12 protein-coding genes and 1 pseudogene are annotated in these 15,644 nt (G+C 59.8%); 10 read left to right on the top strand and 3 right to left on the bottom strand.

The genetic code is table 11. The features are described from left to right. The first annotated feature begins 90 nt into the window (after positions 1-90). Positions 91-539 (top strand): annotated as a pseudogene (locus FHT73_RS01355) (DUF559 domain-containing protein). A gap of 121 nt (positions 540-660) precedes the next feature. Next, complete coding sequence (gene ade / locus FHT73_RS01350) at positions 661-2,358, top strand: adenine deaminase (RefSeq protein WP_183709399.1); 1,698 nt, start codon at positions 661-663, stop codon at positions 2,356-2,358. Here the strand turns inward: ade and FHT73_RS01345 are convergent, their stop codons facing one another. Next, positions 2,359-4,005 carry an alpha-glucosidase family protein gene (locus FHT73_RS01345; RefSeq protein WP_183709397.1) on the bottom strand — a complete coding sequence of 549 codons (1,647 nt, stop codon included), beginning with the start codon at positions 4,003-4,005 and terminating at the stop codon, positions 2,359-2,361. 291 nt (positions 4,006-4,296) lie between these two features. On the opposite strand from FHT73_RS01345, the gene FHT73_RS01340 reads away from it, so the two are divergent. The 7 genes from FHT73_RS01340 to FHT73_RS01310 all read left to right on the top strand — a co-directional run bounded on the left by FHT73_RS01340 (position 4,297) and on the right by FHT73_RS01310 (position 11,988). Continuing rightward, positions 4,297-5,877, top strand: coding sequence for a peptide ABC transporter substrate-binding protein (locus tag FHT73_RS01340; RefSeq protein WP_112399129.1), 1,581 nt, complete (start codon positions 4,297-4,299; stop codon positions 5,875-5,877). A 51-nt stretch (positions 5,878-5,928) separates the two neighbouring features. After that, entirely contained in the window at positions 5,929-6,852 is a 924-nt protein-coding gene (locus FHT73_RS01335) for an ABC transporter permease subunit (protein ID WP_183709396.1), read from the top strand. Further along, positions 6,849-7,766, top strand: coding sequence for an ABC transporter permease subunit (locus FHT73_RS01330; RefSeq protein WP_069612725.1), 918 nt, complete (start codon positions 6,849-6,851; stop codon positions 7,764-7,766). Before FHT73_RS01335 ends, FHT73_RS01330 begins: the two co-directional genes overlap by 4 nt. Position 7,767: 1 nt before the next feature. Then, positions 7,768-8,763, top strand: a complete 996-nt coding sequence (locus FHT73_RS01325) for an ABC transporter ATP-binding protein (RefSeq protein WP_112604772.1) — start codon at positions 7,768-7,770, stop codon at positions 8,761-8,763. Beyond that, positions 8,756-9,742 (top strand): oligopeptide/dipeptide ABC transporter ATP-binding protein, encoded by a 987-nt coding sequence (locus tag FHT73_RS01320; RefSeq protein WP_112604769.1) that lies wholly within the window; start codon positions 8,756-8,758, stop codon positions 9,740-9,742. Before FHT73_RS01325 ends, FHT73_RS01320 begins: the two co-directional genes overlap by 8 nt. Before the next feature lie 98 nt (positions 9,743-9,840). After that, positions 9,841-10,758, top strand: coding sequence for a sugar kinase (locus tag FHT73_RS01315; protein WP_112605608.1), 918 nt, complete (start codon positions 9,841-9,843; stop codon positions 10,756-10,758). 123 nt (positions 10,759-10,881) lie between these two features. After that, a complete protein-coding gene (locus tag FHT73_RS01310; RefSeq protein WP_112604766.1) occupies positions 10,882-11,988 on the top strand; it encodes a glycosyltransferase family 1 protein in 1,107 nt (368 codons plus the stop codon). Positions 11,989-12,051: 63 nt separating this feature from the next. On the opposite strand, the gene FHT73_RS01305 is transcribed toward FHT73_RS01310, so the two are convergent. Next, the gene (locus FHT73_RS01305; RefSeq protein ID WP_348648113.1) at positions 12,052-13,197 is read right to left on the bottom strand and encodes an FkbM family methyltransferase; all 1,146 of its coding nucleotides are present in this window, start codon (positions 13,195-13,197) and stop codon (positions 12,052-12,054) included. Between the two features lie 524 nt (positions 13,198-13,721). On the opposite strand from FHT73_RS01305, the gene FHT73_RS01300 reads away from it, so the two are divergent. After that, positions 13,722-14,162, top strand: coding sequence for a MarR family transcriptional regulator (locus FHT73_RS01300; RefSeq protein ID WP_183709392.1), 441 nt, complete (start codon positions 13,722-13,724; stop codon positions 14,160-14,162). A gap of 41 nt (positions 14,163-14,203) precedes the next feature. On the opposite strand, the gene der is transcribed toward FHT73_RS01300, so the two are convergent. Continuing rightward, a complete protein-coding gene (der, locus tag FHT73_RS01295) occupies positions 14,204-15,634 on the bottom strand; it encodes a ribosome biogenesis GTPase Der (RefSeq protein WP_015340696.1) in 1,431 nt (476 codons plus the stop codon). Positions 15,635-15,644 lie beyond the last annotated feature (10 nt).

Genomic DNA, 15,644 nt, shown 5'->3' with positions numbered 1-15,644 from the left:
AGGCACAGTGATATCTGCGCATTCGAGGTATCCCCTCTCCCCGCCTGCGGGAGAGGGTTAGGGTGAGGGGCCGTTCACGGGGACAATGAGATGCGCGGTCCGGAACCTAAAACGACACAGCGCGCAAGAATGCTTCGGCAATCGGACAACGATGCCGAGGCAAAACTTTGGTCGGAACTTCGCAACCGTCGACTGAACAGCTTCAAATTCGTTCGGCAGTTTTCAATCGGTCCTTATTTCGCTGACTTTGCCTGCCGAGAGCGATCCCTGGTCATCGAGATCGACGGCGGTCAACATGCCAACAGCAAGCACGATACCATTCGCGATGAATTCATGACCGCTGAGGCTGGTCTGTCGCACGCTTCTGGAACATTGATGTCCTCACAGCCATGCCGGCAGTTCTCGAAACCATCGTAGCGATCTGCGAAGGCAGGTTGACCGAAGCTGTAGCGGCTCGTGATTTCAAATTTCTTCCGGCAGCGTGTTCGAAATGCCCCTCACCCAGCCCTCTCCCCGCTCGCGGGGAGAGGGAGTCTTAGTTCTCGCCAGGCCGTAAGAAACACTGCCCTATCAACAAATTCGGACAGATCCCCTCTCCCCGTAGAACGGGGAGAGGGCTAGGGTGAGGGGCTATACGGAATCACAGCGGGTAGGAAAGCCATGACCACCAAACTCGAACGCTATATCGACCAGGGCGTCGGCCGGGAGCCTGCGGATATCGTTTTGAAAAACGGACGCTTCTTCGATCTGGTGACGGGAGAGCTGGTCGCTTCGGACATCGCCATTTGCGGCGATCGCATCGTCGGCACCTGCGGCGATTATCGGGGACGCGAAGAGATCGATATTGCCGGCCGCATCGTCGTGCCGGGCTTCATCGATACCCATCTTCATATCGAATCCTCGCTGGTGACCCCGCTCGAATTCGATCGCTGCGTCCTGCCCTATGGCGTTACCACCGTCATCTGCGATCCGCATGAGATCGCCAATGTGCTCGGCACCGAGGGCATTCGCTACTTCCTCGACTGTTCGCTGGAAACCATCATGGATATCCGCGTCCAGCTTTCCTCCTGCGTGCCGGCGACGCATCTGGAAACCTCCGGCGCCGATCTGCCGATCGAGAAGCTCCTGCCCTTCCGCAATCATCCCAAGGTTATCGGCCTTGCCGAATTCATGAATTTCCCCGGCGTGGTCCATAAGGATCCCATCTGCATGGCGAAGCTCGAAGCCTTCCAGGGCGGCCATATCGACGGCCACGCGCCGCTTTTGCGCGGCAATGACCTCAACGGCTATCTCGCGGCCGGCATCCGCACCGAGCATGAATCGACGACATCAGAGGAGGCGTTGGAAAAGATCCGCAAAGGCATGCATATCCTCGTGCGCGAGGGCTCCGTCTCCAAGGATCTGCACGCGCTGATGCCTATTATCACCGAGCGCCTGTCACCCCACCTCGCACTCTGCACAGACGACCGAAATCCGCTCGATATCACCGAACAGGGCCACCTCGATTACATGATCCGCACGGCGATTGCCCATGGCGTCGAGCCGCTGGCGATCTACCGCGCCTCCTCGATCTCCGCAGCCCGCGCCTTCGGCCTTCGGGATCGCGGTCTCGTGGCACCTGGATGGCGCGCCGATCTCGTGGTTGTCGACAGCCTGGAAAACTGCAAGGCCGAGATCGTCTTTTCCGCAGGCCGCCGCGTTACCGCCGAACTCTTTGCGGCCCGCGGTTCGGTCGAGCCGGTCGGCCTCGACAGCGTCAAGGCCCGCCCGATCAATGCCGCCGATTTCGGTGTGCCGGTAGCAGAAGGCGAGAGCTCCGTCATTGGCGTGACGCCTGGCAAGATCATCACTCAACATCGCCGCTATCGCCTGCCGACCAAGGGCAACCAGACCGCTATCGACCTCGGTAACGATATCATCAAGGTCGCCGTCATCGAGCGGCATGGCAAGAACGGCAACCATGCCAACGGCTTCGTCCAAGGTTTTGGTTTGAAGAAAGGCGCGATCGCCTCCACAGTCGGCCATGACAGCCACAATATCTGCGTCGTCGGCGTCAATGAGGATGACATGGCGCTCGCCGCCAACCGCCTCAGTGATATCAATGGCGGCTTTGTCGTCGTCGAGGATGGCGTCGTGACAGGTGAAATCGCCCTGCCCGTCGCCGGCCTGATGAGCCTCGAGCCTTATGAAAGCGTGCGCGACACGCTGCATCACCTGCGCCAGGCGGCCTATGCCCTCGGCGCAACGCTGGAAGAGCCCTTCCTCCAGCTCGCCTTCCTGCCCCTGCCCGTCATCCCGCATCTGAAGATATCGGACAAGGGTCTGGTCGACGTCGACAAGTTCATGCTGATCGGCTGATCAGGCAAGCTTGCCGCAATAAACATCAAGCGCGGCAAGCGCCACCGTCGCTCCGGCATCCGCCGTGCCGAACCCCGGCATGGCGATGGTCTTGCCGAGCTTGATATCCTTGGAAAGTGCGATCTTCACCGGCTTGCGGGAGAGATTGAAGATAAAGAGCAGCGTCTCGCCGCCCCTGGAGCGCGTGAAGGCGAGAACGTCTTCCTCTGTGTCGAGGAAGGTCATATCGCCGTCGCGCAGGACCGGATGTTCTGCACGGAAAGCAAGCGTCTGCCGGTAGTGATGCAGCACGGAGTGCTCATCCGCTTCCTGCTTGTCCACAGCCAGAGCCGCGTGCTGGTAGGGAACCGGCAGCCATGACTTGTCGGCCGTTGTAAAGCCCGCATGAGCACGGCCCGCTTCCCAGGGCATCGGCGTGCGGCATCCATCACGCCCCTTGAATGCCGGCCAGAAGCGAATGCCATAGGGATCGCGCAGATCCTCGAAGGCTAACTCTGCCTCCGGCAGACCGAGTTCTTCGCCCTGATAGAGGCAGATCGAACCGCGCAATGTGGAAAGCAGCGAAATCGCGAGCTTTGCAACACGCGGCTGCTCCTCCTCCGTTTTGGCAAAGCGGCTGACATGCCGCTGGACATCGTGGTTGGAAAAGGCCCAGCAGACCCAGCCATCGACGACATTGTCCTGAAAATCGCTGACGCAACGGCGGAAATGCGCCGGCGTGAAATCAGGCCCCAAAAGGTCGAACGTGTAGCACATATGCAGCTTGTCGCCGCCGCTGGTATAGGCGGCCACGGTCTGCAGCGAGCGCGCACCATCCCCCACTTCGCCGACGGTCGCGCGATCCTCATATTGGTCGAGCAATGCCCGGAACCGCCGCAGGAAGCTGATATTCTCCGGCTGCGTCTTGTCGTAGAGATGGTTCTGCATCCCGTAAGGGTTGCTCTCGGGGGCATCGAGCCCGCCGGTTGCGACGAGCGCCGGCGGATTGTCGCGAAGCTTCTTGTCGCAGAAATAGTAGTTGACCGTATCCAGACGAAAACCGTCTACGCCGCGATCAAGCCAGAATTTGACGGCCGAGAGCACAGCATCCTGGACCTCAAGATTGTGGAAGTTCAGGTCCGGCTGCGAGGTCAGAAAATTGTGCTGGTAATATTGCCGGCGTACGCCATCCCACTCCCAACCCGGCCCGCCGAAAATCGACAGCCAGTTGTTCGGCGCGGTGCCATCCGGCTTCGGGTCGGCCCAGACATACCAGTCCGCCTTGGGATTGTCGCGGCTTGCGCGGCTTTCCACGAACCAGGGATGCCGGTCCGAGGTGTGCGAGATAACCTGGTCGATAATGACCTTCAGCCCGAGGTCGTGTGCTGCCGTCATCATCTCGTCGAAATCGGCAAGCGTGCCGAAGATCGGATCGACATCGCAATAATCGGCGACGTCATAGCCCATATCGGCCATCGGCGAGGTGAAGAACGGCGCCAGCCAGATTGCGTCGACCCCGAGTGCAGCAATGTGAGGCAGGCGCCGGGTGATCCCCTTGATATCTCCCAGTCCGTTGGCATCCGTGTCCTGAAACGACCGCGGATAGACCTGATAGATCACGGCTCCGCGCCACCAGTCGGCTCCCGCCGCTTTATTCGTCGATTTCATCAAACCGCCTCGATATCGCACAAGGCCTTCCAGTTTGCACACTCGTGCGCAGGCGGCAAGCCGCAAATCGGCCATCCGAAAAGCTCAACCATCGGCGGATAAATTCGCAGTATCAATTTAAGCGAATTATCAATATGAAAGTTCACACGCTAAGCATGCCCGACTTTTTTTAACTTGAAAGCGACGTCGCTTTCGATAACTTCGCGCATTGACCTGCACGTACAGGTCACCTGCGGATCAAAAACACCCTTGTAAAACAAGGACAAGAACTCCAGAAAGGTGGGAAAACATATGGCGCATATCACCAGAAAATTTATCGCTGCGGCTTTCGTCAGCACGATATTGAGCGTTTCCGCGCATGCCGCGACCCTCAATATCCACAACGGCGGCGACCCGACTTCGCTCGATCCGCAAAAAATTTCCGGCGATTGGGAAAACCGTATCGACGGCGATATCTTCGAAGGGCTGGTGACCGAAGATCCCAAGGACAACCCAATTCCCGGCCAGGCTGCAAGCTGGACCATTTCGCCCGACCAGAAGGTCTATACCTTCAAGCTTCGCGACGGCATCAAGTGGTCCGATGGCCAACCTGTGACGGCTCAGGACTTCGTCTTTGCCTTCCAGCGCCTGATGGATCCGAAGACCGCCGCGCAATACGCCTATCTGCAGTACACGATCCTGAACGCGGAAAAGATCAACAAGGGCGAGATCAAGGATCTGACCCAGCTCGGCGTCAAGGCGATCGACGACAAGACGCTCGAAATCACGCTTGAAAACCCGACACCCTACTTCCTTAACGCCCTGATGCACTACACGGCCTATCCGCTGCCGAAGCATGTTGTCGAAGCCAAGGGCGACCAGTGGGTCAAGATCGGCAACATCGTCACCAACGGCCCGTACAAGCCCACCGAATGGGTGCCCGGTTCGCACGTCAGCATGGTCAAGAGTGACCAGTATTACGACGCCAAGGACATCAAGATCGACAACGTCAACTATTACACGCTGGAAGATCAGGCCGCTGCCTTGAAGCGCTATCGCGCCGGCGAATTCGATATCCTGACCTCCTTCCCGGCCGACCAGTTCGACTGGATCCAGAAGAACCTGCCCGGCCAGGCGCATGTGGTGCCCTTCCTTGGCACCTACTACTACGTCCTGAACTCTACCAAGCCGCCTTTCAACGACAAGCGCGTGCGCCAGGCTCTCTCCATGGCCGTCAACCGCGAGGTCATCGGCCCGAAGATTCTCGGCACCGGCGAACTGCCATCCTATTCCTGGGTACCGCCAGGTACCGCCAATTACGGTGAACCGGCCTATGTCAGCTGGAAGGACGAGCCCTACAAGCAGAAGGTCGAAGAAGCCAAGAAGCTCTTGAAGGAAGCCGGCTTCGGTCCCGATCACCCGCTGAAGGCTCAGCTACGCTACAACACCAACGACAACCACAAGCGCATCGCCGTTGCGATCGCCGCCATGTGGAAGCCGCTCGGCGTCGATATCGAGCTCTACAACACCGAAACCAAGGTGCATTACGATGAAATGCAGCGCGGCGAGGTGCAGATCGGCCGTGCCGGCTGGCTCGCCGACTACAACGATCCGATCAACTTCCTGAACCTGCTGTCCACCGGCGTCGAAATGAACTACGGCCGCTGGAGCAACAAGGACTACGATGCTCTGATCAAGCAGGGCAATGAAGAGATCGATCTGAAGAAGCGCGCCGAGATCTACAAGAAGGCCGAGCAGCTGGCCCTCGACGACAGCGCCGCAATCCCGATCTACTACTACGTTTCCCAGAACATCGTCGCCCCGAAGGTCCAGGGCTTCGTCGACAACATCCAGGACATCCACCGTACGCGCTGGCTGTCGGTTAAAGAATAATTGGGAACAGGCTCCCTCCCGAACACAACCGGGAGGGAGCCGTCTAAGATCATGTTTGGCTACGCTCTCCGTCGCTTGCTGTCGACAATCCCCGTTCTGTGGATTGCCGTGACAGTGTGTTTTTTCATTCTGCGCCTCGCTCCCGGCGGCCCCTTCGATGGCGAAAGGCCATTGCCGCCGGAAGTCAAAGCCAACCTCGCGGCTCACTACAACCTCGACAAGCCCTTGGTTGAGCAATACCTGATCTATGTCGGCGATGTCATGAAGGGCGACCTTGGCCCCTCCTTCGCCAATCAGGACTTCACCGTCACCCAGCAGATCATGTCGGGCTTCCCCTATACGTTCACCATCGGCGGCTCCGCCTTCGTGCTCGCGACTATCGTCGGCGTCTTCATAGGCTGTCTCGGGGCGCTCTACCAGAATCGCGCAGCGGATTACTGGCTGGGCGGCGGCCTCCTCATCGGCTTGGTCATGCCAAGCTTCCTCATCGCCCCCATCCTTCAGCTCATCTTCGGCAATACGCTCGGCTGGCTGCCGGTCGGCGGCTGGGGCGACGGCTCGATCAAGTTCCTGATCCTGCCCATCATCGTCCTGACCCTGCCGCACGCGGCTCGCATCTCTCGCCTGATGCGAGGCTCGATGATCGAAGTGATGGGCCAGAACTTCATTCGCACCGCCAAGGCCAAGGGCATCGGCCCGCGGCTGACGATCATGCGCCACGCGCTGAAGCCGGCCATGATGCCCGTCGTCTCCTATCTCGGACCCGCGGCAAGTTACCTCCTCACCGGCTCGCTGGTGGTCGAAAGCATCTTCGGCCTCCCCGGCGTCGGCCGCTACTTCGTCGGCGCAGCGCTCAACCGCGATTACGGCATGGTCCTCGGCACGGTCGTTTTCTACATGGTCCTGATCGTGGTCCTCAACCTGCTGGTCGACATCGCCTATGCCTGGCTCGACCCGAAAGTGAGAATGCGATGATCCTCAATTCCGCCAAGAGAGAATTGCTGGAAGCGGAATTGCTTTCGGCAGAGGGGCTCGCACCCAAGGGGCGATCCCTCACCGGCGACGCAATGCGTCGTCTTCTGCGCAACAAGGCAGCGGCACTTTCGCTGGTCATACTGGCTGTGCTGGTTCTGGTCGCCATATTCGGCCCGTATTTCCTGCCCTTCAACTATGAGGATCCGGACTGGACGTCCTTCCGAGGCGCTCCGGATTTTGCCGCCGGCCACTATTTCGGCACCGACGGCAACGGCCGCGATCTGCTGGCGCGCACGCTCTACGGCACCCGCGTTTCGCTGACGGTCGCACTTGTCGCCACCCTCGTCTCGGTCGTCATCGGCGTGCTCTACGGCGCCGTTGCCGGTTATTTCGGCGGTCGCGTCGATGCAATCATGATGCGCTTCGTCGATATCATGTACGCCCTGCCCTACGTCCTCTTCGTCATCCTGCTGATGGTGATCTTCGGCCGCAACGTCTATCTGCTGTTTGCGGCGATCGGCGCACTCGAATGGCTCACCATGGCCCGTATCGTGCGCGGCCAGACCCTGTCGATCAAGCAGCGGGAATTCATCGAGGCCGCCCGTGCATCGGGGCAGCGATCGTTTAAGATCATCCTGAAACACATCGTGCCGAACCTCGTCGGTCCGGTCGTCATCTACGCGACGCTCACCATCCCGGAAATCATCGCGACGGAGAGCTTCCTCTCCTATCTCGGTTTCGGCGTTCAGGAGCCGCTGACATCGCTCGGCACCCTAATTGCCGAAGGCTCGGCCGGTATGGAGACGACGCCTTGGCTGCTGTTCTTCCCGGCCGGTTTCCTGGTCGCGCTGCTGATGAGCCTGCTCTTCATCGGCGACGGTCTGCGCGACGCATTCGATCCGAAGGATCGCTGACATGACAGAAACACTTCTCGAACTCAAAGACTATTCGATCACCTTCCGCACGCCAGAAGGCGAAGTGGCGGCGGTCTCGAAGATGAACCTCAAGATCGGCCGCGGCGAACGTATCGCCGTCGTCGGCGAGTCTGGCTCCGGCAAGAGCCAGACCTTCCTCGGCCTGATGGGCCTGCTCGCCAAGAACGGCCGCACCAGCGGCCAGGCGCTGCTCGACGGCAAGGATCTGCTGACCCTGAAGCCGCGCGAGCTCGACCATGTGCGCGGCAAGGACATGGCCATGGTCTTCCAGGACCCGATGACCGCGCTTAACCCGTCGCTGCGCATCTCGCGGCAGCTGACGGAGCAGCTGGAAGTCCATGGCGGCCTGACAGCGCGAGCAGCTTCGGCAGCGGCGCTCGATATGCTGAAACGGGTCGGCATCCCTGATCCGACACGCCGCTTCAACCTCTATCCGCATGAGCTTTCGGGCGGCATGCGCCAGCGCATCGTCATTGCCATGGCGCTGCTGACCAAACCGAAGCTCCTCATCGCCGATGAGCCGACGACGGCACTCGACGTGACGATCCAGGCGCAGATCCTCGATCTCTTCAATGAGCTGACGGCGGAAATGCATACGGCGCTTATCATGATCACCCATGACCTCGGTGTCGTCGCCGGCCTCGCCGACCGCGTTGCCGTCATGTATGCCGGCCGTATCGTCGAGGAAGCGCCGGTCGAGGAGCTGTTCGAAAGCCCGGCCCATCCCTATACGGCGGCGCTTCACTCGGCGATCCCGAGGCCGGATCAGGATGTCGACGATCTCACCGTCATCCCCGGACGACCGCCGAACCTGATGCACCTGCCGCGCGGCTGCTCCTTCTCGCCGCGCTGCGCCCATGTACAGGACGACTGTCTGGACGCGGCCCCGCCGCTCGATCCGTTGGCGCCACGCCGTTGCGCGGCCTGCTTCCACCCCCTTTCGGCTGATCAGGAACGGAGCCTCGTCCATGGCTGAGCAAACGCTTCTGAAGGTCGAGCATCTGACGACCGAATTTGAACTACCCTCGAAATCCCTCTTCAAGCCGCCGATGATCCTGACCGCGGTCAACGATGTCAGCTTCGAGCTGAAGACCGGCCGCACGCTCGGCATCGTCGGCGAGTCCGGCTGCGGCAAGTCCACGCTCGGCCGCTCCATCCTGCGGCTGATCAAGGCCCAGAAGGGCCGCATTCTCTGGCAGGGCGGTAACCTGCTCGATCTCACCGAAGAGGAGATGCGCGCCGCGCGGCGCGACATGCAGATCATCTTCCAGGACCCGATCGCCTCGCTCGACCCACGCATGACCGTCGGCGACATCATCGCGGAGCCGCTGACCGTCTTCGAACCGAAACTGAGCCGCGCGCAGCGGCAGGATCGCGTACGCGAGATCATGGCGGCAGTCGGCCTGGTGCCTGAGATGATCAACCGCTACCCGCACGAATTCTCGGGCGGCCAGGCGCAGCGCATCGGCATTGCCCGCGCCGTCATCACCCGGCCGAAGCTTATCATCTGCGATGAGCCGGTTTCGGCGCTCGACGTTTCGATCCAGGGACAGGTCATCACGCTCCTGCGCCGCCTGCGCAAGGAGTTCGGCCTCACCTTGATCTTCATCAGCCACGACCTCTCGGTCGTGCGCCTGATCTCGGACGACGTGCTGGTGCTCTATCTCGGCAAGGTGGTGGAAGCGGGCGAGGCTGCGACGGTCTTCGACCATCCGGCGCATCCCTATACGCAGGCGCTGTTCTCTGCCGCGCCGATCCCCGATCCGAAGCTTGCACGTGGCCGCGAGCGCATCCGCTTGCAGGGCGATCCGCCCTCGCCGCTCAATCCGCCGCCGGGCTGCGTCTTCTCACCCCGCTGCTGGAAGGCGACGGATATCTGCCGCACGAAGATGCCACCGACCGAGCACGTGCGCCCAGGCCAGACGGCGGCTTGCTATCACATGGACCGGCCGTAAAGCAGCGCCAGCAAAAGTGGACGGCGGCTGCCGCCGTCCAGCTTGCCCCAGCCGCCGCTTCCGCGTATGCAGCACCAAGGCAAATGCAGGAGGCAGTCTTGGGTGGGCGTTTTCTATCGATCGGCGAATGCATGGTGGAACTGTCGCAGGCCGATGACGGACACCTGCGCAAAGGCTTTGCCGGCGACACCTTCAACACCGCCTGGTATGCCCGAGCCTGCCTGCCTGAGGACTGGGCGATCGATTACTTCACCGCGCTCGGCGACGATGCCATGTCCGACGAGATGATCGCCTTCATGGGCAGGGCCGGCATCGGCACGCAGAGCATCCGCCGCCTTCGCGGCAAGACGCCCGGCCTCTACATGATCAATCTGAAGGACGGCGAACGCTCCTTCAGCTATTGGCGAGACAGCTCTGCCGCCCGCCAGCTTGCGACCGACGGCGATGCGTTACGTGCCGCAATCGAGGCCTCCGACGTCCTTTATTTTTCGGGCATTACACTCGCGATCCTGTCGCGCGAAGATGCCTTCACCTTGCTCGCAGAGCTGCGCCGTGCCAAAGCCGCCGGCAAGCTGGTCGCCTTCGATCCCAATCTGCGCCCTCGCCTCTGGTCCAGCCTGGACGCGATGCATACGATGATCGCCGAGGGAGCGCGTGCAGCGACGCTCGTCATGCCGAGCTTCGATGATGAAGCCGCGCATTTCAGTGACGATTCGATTACCGCCACGATCCGCCGCTATCGGCAATATGGAGCAGTGATGGTCATCGTCAAGAATGGCCCTGATGGCGCGACCATTGGCGACGGCGTTCAGGAGACACTCGTGCCGGCGGTCAAGGTCGTCAAGGTTATCGACACAACCAGCGCCGGCGACAGTTTCAACGGTGCATTTCTGGCGCACTATCTGCAGCACAAAAATGCAATTACCGCCGCCGGCTTCGCAGCCAAGATCGCTGCTAGGGTCATTCAGGAATACGGTGCGCTCGTCTCGCCCGAGAAGCTGAAATCCATCCGCTAGACGCTGTAATATTTCCATCATGGACACCCCCCACAATAGAGTGGGCGCGGGAATCATGTTTGAAACACCGCAATCGCTGGCACCGTCGTCATGAGGATGCGGTGCGGATGGACTGTTTTGGGCATGTTGCAACGCTTGTCAGACATCGATCAAACCACCTGGGCGCAGGCGGCGACACCTGTCGCAGTACCTGAACGGCTACTTATCGTCAGCGATGCCTGGCATCCGCAGGTCAACGGTGTCGTTCGCTCCATCGAGAACACCAACCGCGAACTGACGCGCATGGGCATCGAGGTTTCGATGATCACGCCGGACGGCTTTCGCAACATCCCCTGCCCGACCTACCCAGAGATCCGGCTTTCGATTGCCAGCTATCGCAAGATTGCCGCGAGAATAGAGGCGCTCCGGCCGACTTATGTCCACATTGCCACTGAAGGTCCCCTCGGGCTTACCGCAAGGCGCTGGTGCCTGAGAAATTGCATGCCTTTTTCCACGAGCTATCACACCCGCTTTCCCGAATATGTCGCGGCGCGCCTGCCGATACCGGAAAGCTGGCTCTACGCCTTCGTCAAATGGTTTCACAATGCGGGCTATGGCTGCATGGTGGCGACACCAAGTCTCGCAAACGAACTCAAGATACGCGGCATTCGCAACCTGCTGCCCTGGAGCCGTGGCATCGACTCCTCACTGTTTCGACCGCAGGCCCAGGACGACGCACCCTTCGACCTGCCTCGTCCGATTTTCATGACTGTAGGTCGCGTGGCGCTGGAAAAGAACCTGCCCGCTTTCCTCGACCTCGACCTGCCCGGATCGAAAGTAGTGGTCGGCGATGGCCCCGCGCGGGCGGAGTTGCAGACACTCTATCCGGATGTCCATTTTCTGGGAGCGAAATTCGGTGAGGAATTGGCGCATGCCTATTCGCAGGCGGACGTGTTCGTCTTCCCGTCCAAGACCGACACTTTCGGCAACGCCATTCTGGAAGCATTGGCGAGCGGCGTTCCGGTCGCCGCCTACCCGGTTACCGGCCCCGCGGACATTCTGGGAGGAAACAGGGCGGCTGGCGTCGTGGATGCGGACCTGGCCACCGCCTGCCTCGCCGCGCTCTCATGCTCACGCGAGGCAGCGCGCTCCTTGGCACTCAATTACTCCTGGGAAGCGGCAACAACGCAATTTATCGGCAATGTCCGCATTGCCAATCATCGGGGTCGATTACAAGCCTACAAGGAGTGAACTCCGGGCCGATGATCCACCCGGAATTCGCTTACCGCGTCTCAGTTCGTGTGTCTTCGCGGATCAGCGCGCTGCTCTTACAGCATAGCATAAGCCAGCATGCGGGTTGGATAGCTGGGTCTTGTCCAGCACGATGAAACCCGCATTCAGTAACGGTGCGATAAGCGTCATCTGGTTCTTGTCCTTGGACCACCATTTGTGCCATTCGATGACCATGGCATTGATCGATCCGAAGAGGTCGTGTCTCGCCAGGGTCTCGAAAATCCCGAACTCGGATCCCTCGCAATCCATTTTGATGACCAGATCCATGCCCGCTCTCCGCGCACGCTCCGCAAGCGGTGCGATGACGCCAGCCGCCTCCTTGATATGGATCGTTTCCGGCTTGCCAGAATCTGCTCCCCTTACGGAGATGCCGATCGTTGCATCTGAGCGGACCATGACCTCCATCTGCTCGTCCCTCTCGCCAAGCCCAAATTGGTTTGGCCTGATCTTGGCCGCCACGTTCGGATTTAGCGCGAAATTCTTCAGTGCTCGCGCATGGGGGAGAGCGAAGGGCTCAAATGCATGTATCTCCCGCACCGAAGGGTCTCTCGCCAAAAAGAGCGACGCAAGACCGGCATTCATGCCGATATCGATGATGATTTTGTCGCGCCCGGTGATGAAATTATATTCGTTGTGAATGAAAATTTCGCTCAGAACCTGGAAATCTTCGGCATTGTTAACATAGAGCCGAGTTCCTGAAAATTCGGCAATTACCTCTTCCGCACCGACGTGAAAAGTGAAGCCATTTTTCTCGAGCACCTTGAAATCATAGATATGTGTATTAAAGAATTGATTGGCAGTGTCAGGCAATACGACATCCGACATGCGCCCGCTCTCTTGATCGATTCGTTTCAGGGGCCGGTGAGCATAAGCGGCGAATGCTCCAACCCCAGTTGAATCGATCCGGAACTCGAAAACATCCTCTTCCGGTACGTCGAACTGCAAGGTCACACCCTTACCAAACCGCACTATATCCGCGCCCGTTAGCTCCCTTCGTATCAATTGACGGGCGCCAAAACCTGCAGTGACATCGATAGAACAACAGACCTCTTTCGATGGCGCGGAGGGGTCAGCATCGATATGAAATTCGACAACATAACGTCCTGGGGACAGGGTGACGTAGGGGCCGTAAAGCACCCATCCCGCCTGTCCCTTCTTGACGGACACGCGTTCATTTCCTTGTACCTTCTCAACCTGCCCGATCGCGGAGTAGAACAAAGTCGGTTTCCTTCTTGGCAACAGAGACAAAAAGCGTCTCATAGATAACAAGCCCTGCCGGAAGCTCGGTTCCGGCGCGAGATTGATATCTAAGCCTATGTTTGACAAGGATAAATTTTGCCCTGGGGAAAGATGGGCGCGTTCCGTCCAAACGGGGCGCTATACGTCCTCGATCATGTCCCTGACCGTTACGCTACTCTCATCGTCGGGGCAGCGTGGCCGGATCCTGGAGAAAGGCGGCGATCATAGTCCTATCGATGTCTCTCGCCGTTCCTGCTTTCCGTATCTCACACAGCAGAACGCATTCTTGAAAAGCAAATTTCCAGGACATCGGCGATCGTCACGAGAGCAATGGGGATATTGTCCGCTGCGCTGACTTCCTAAAGCAGAAGAAATCCATAGCCCGGGCATAAATTTGGGTGTACAATTATTTATCGCACGATCTACATAAGACCTCTCAGGGAGTTCTTGAGATGACTGACGACCTGTTAAAGCTGGATAACTTCATCTGCTTCGCGCTCTATTCGGCGAACCATGCGATGAACCGGCTCTATAAACCCATGCTGGATGCGCTCAATCTCACCTATCCGCAATATCTCGTCATGGTGACGCTATGGGAAGAAGACGGACAGACCGTCGGCGGTATCGGTGAAAAGCTGTTCCTGGAATCAAGCACGCTGACGCCGCTGTTGAAGCGTCTGGAGGCAGCCGGCTTCATCAAGCGCATTCGCAGCAAGGAAGACGAGCGCCAGGTGTTGATTCAGCTGACCGGCGAAGGCAAGGCGCTGAAGAAGAAGGCGGCAACTGTTCCCCCTTGCATTCTCGATGCCACGGAGCAAACACCCGACGAATTGACACGCTTGAAGAGTGAAATCATCGCTTTGCGCCAGGCGCTCAGCAGGAACGCGGTCTGACCGGATGCACCCTCCCCGACCATCCGGTCGGGCAAGGTGCTTCAGGTTCGCTTCTTCTTGTTTTCGTAAGGATTTTCCGACGTGCGGAAATGGATGCGGATCGGTACGCCGGGCATTGCGAAATCTGCGCGCAGACCGTTGATCAGATAACGCACATAGGACTCAGGCAGAGCATCCGAGCGAGTACACGAGATCATGAAGGCCGGAGGCCGCGCCTTCACCTGCGTCATGTATTTCAGCTTGATGCGGCGGCCGGAAACGGCCGGTGGCGGATGCTGAACCTGCTGCGTCTCGAGCCAGCGGTTGAGGCGCGCGGTCGAGACGCGCTTGTTCCAGACCTTGTCGGTATCGACGATTGCCTGCATGAGGCGGTCAAGCCCCTCGCCCGTCTGGCCGGCAATCGGAATGGCGCGAATGCCGCGTGCCTGCGGCAACAGCCGGTCGGTCTTTTCGCGCAGATCGGCAAGCACGGCCTGACGATCCTCGATCATGTCCCACTTGTTGAAGGCGAGCACGGCGGCGCGCCCCTCGCGGATCACGAGATCGACGATCTGCAGATCCTGCTTCTCGAAGGGAATGGTCGCGTCGAAGACGATGACGACGGTTTCAGCGAAGCGGATCGCGCGCAGCGTGTCGGCGACGGAAAGCTTCTCCAGCTTCTCGATGACCTTCGCCTTGCGGCGCATACCGGCGGTATCGAACATCTTGACGGTACGACCGCGCCAACTCCAGTCGACGGAGATGGAATCGCGGGTAATGCCAGCTTCCGGGCCGGTCAGCAGCCGGTCTTCGCCGAGAAAGCGGTTGATGAGCGTCGACTTGCCGGCATTCGGGCGGCCGACGATCGCAACGCGCAACGGGCGCGTGTCGTCATAGGCCGGTTCTTCGTCGATCTCCTCGCCATCTTCGCCGACTTCCGAGCGCGGAATACTGACATTCGTCTCCGCCTCGTCTTCGTCCTCCGGGAAGGCGCGTTCGGGGCCGATGGCCTCGACGATGGCGTCGCGCAGATCCATCATGCCCTGGCCGTGTTCGGCCGAGATCGGGCAAGGCTCCCCAAGGCCCAACGTATAGGCATCGTAGAAGCCGCTGTCCGAGCCGCGCGCTTCGGATTTATTGGCGACGAGCACGACGGGCCGGCCGCGCTTGCGCAGCATTTCGGCCAAGGTCTTGTCGACATGCGTCAAACCCATCTTGGCATCAACGACGAACAAGGTCAGATCGGCCTCATCGATCGCCGCTTCCGTCTGGGCGCGCATGCGGCCCTCCAGCGTCTCCTCGCCAGCTTCTTCGAGGCCGGCGGTATCGACGATGCGAAAACGGAGATCGATCAGCTTGGCTTCACCCGGGCGGCGATCACGCGTGACACCCGGCGTATCGTCGACGAGCGCCAGTTTCTTGCCAACCAGACGGTTGAACAGCGTGGACTTGCCGACATTCGGGCGACCGACGATCGCGACCGTAAAACTCATTGGGCGATCC

Origin of the sequence: Rhizobium sp. BK098, assembly GCF_014193155.1 — a bacterium.
Taxonomy (GTDB): Bacteria; Pseudomonadota; Alphaproteobacteria; order Rhizobiales; family Rhizobiaceae; genus Rhizobium.
Note: the sequence above shows the minus strand (reverse complement) of the source record. Positions and strands in the feature narration are given on the sequence as shown.

What these genes read in the sequence shown, in the direction of transcription:
- ade (WP_183709399.1), top strand. Translation starts at nt 661, where the DNA reads ATGACCACCAAACTCGAACGCTATATCGACCAGGGCGTCGGCCGGGAG.
- FHT73_RS01345 (WP_183709397.1), bottom strand. Translation starts at nt 4,005, where the DNA reads ATGAAATCGACGAATAAAGCGGCGGGAGCCGACTGGTGGCGCGGAGCC.
- FHT73_RS01340 (WP_112399129.1), top strand. Translation starts at nt 4,297, where the DNA reads ATGGCGCATATCACCAGAAAATTTATCGCTGCGGCTTTCGTCAGCACG.
- FHT73_RS01335 (WP_183709396.1), top strand. Translation starts at nt 5,929, where the DNA reads ATGTTTGGCTACGCTCTCCGTCGCTTGCTGTCGACAATCCCCGTTCTG.
- FHT73_RS01330 (WP_069612725.1), top strand. Translation starts at nt 6,849, where the DNA reads ATGATCCTCAATTCCGCCAAGAGAGAATTGCTGGAAGCGGAATTGCTT.
- FHT73_RS01325 (WP_112604772.1), top strand. Translation starts at nt 7,768, where the DNA reads ATGACAGAAACACTTCTCGAACTCAAAGACTATTCGATCACCTTCCGC.
- FHT73_RS01320 (WP_112604769.1), top strand. Translation starts at nt 8,756, where the DNA reads ATGGCTGAGCAAACGCTTCTGAAGGTCGAGCATCTGACGACCGAATTT.
- FHT73_RS01310 (WP_112604766.1), top strand. Translation starts at nt 10,882, where the DNA reads ATGTTGCAACGCTTGTCAGACATCGATCAAACCACCTGGGCGCAGGCG.
- FHT73_RS01300 (WP_183709392.1), top strand. Translation starts at nt 13,722, where the DNA reads ATGACTGACGACCTGTTAAAGCTGGATAACTTCATCTGCTTCGCGCTC.
- der (WP_015340696.1), bottom strand. Translation starts at nt 15,634, where the DNA reads ATGAGTTTTACGGTCGCGATCGTCGGTCGCCCGAATGTCGGCAAGTCC.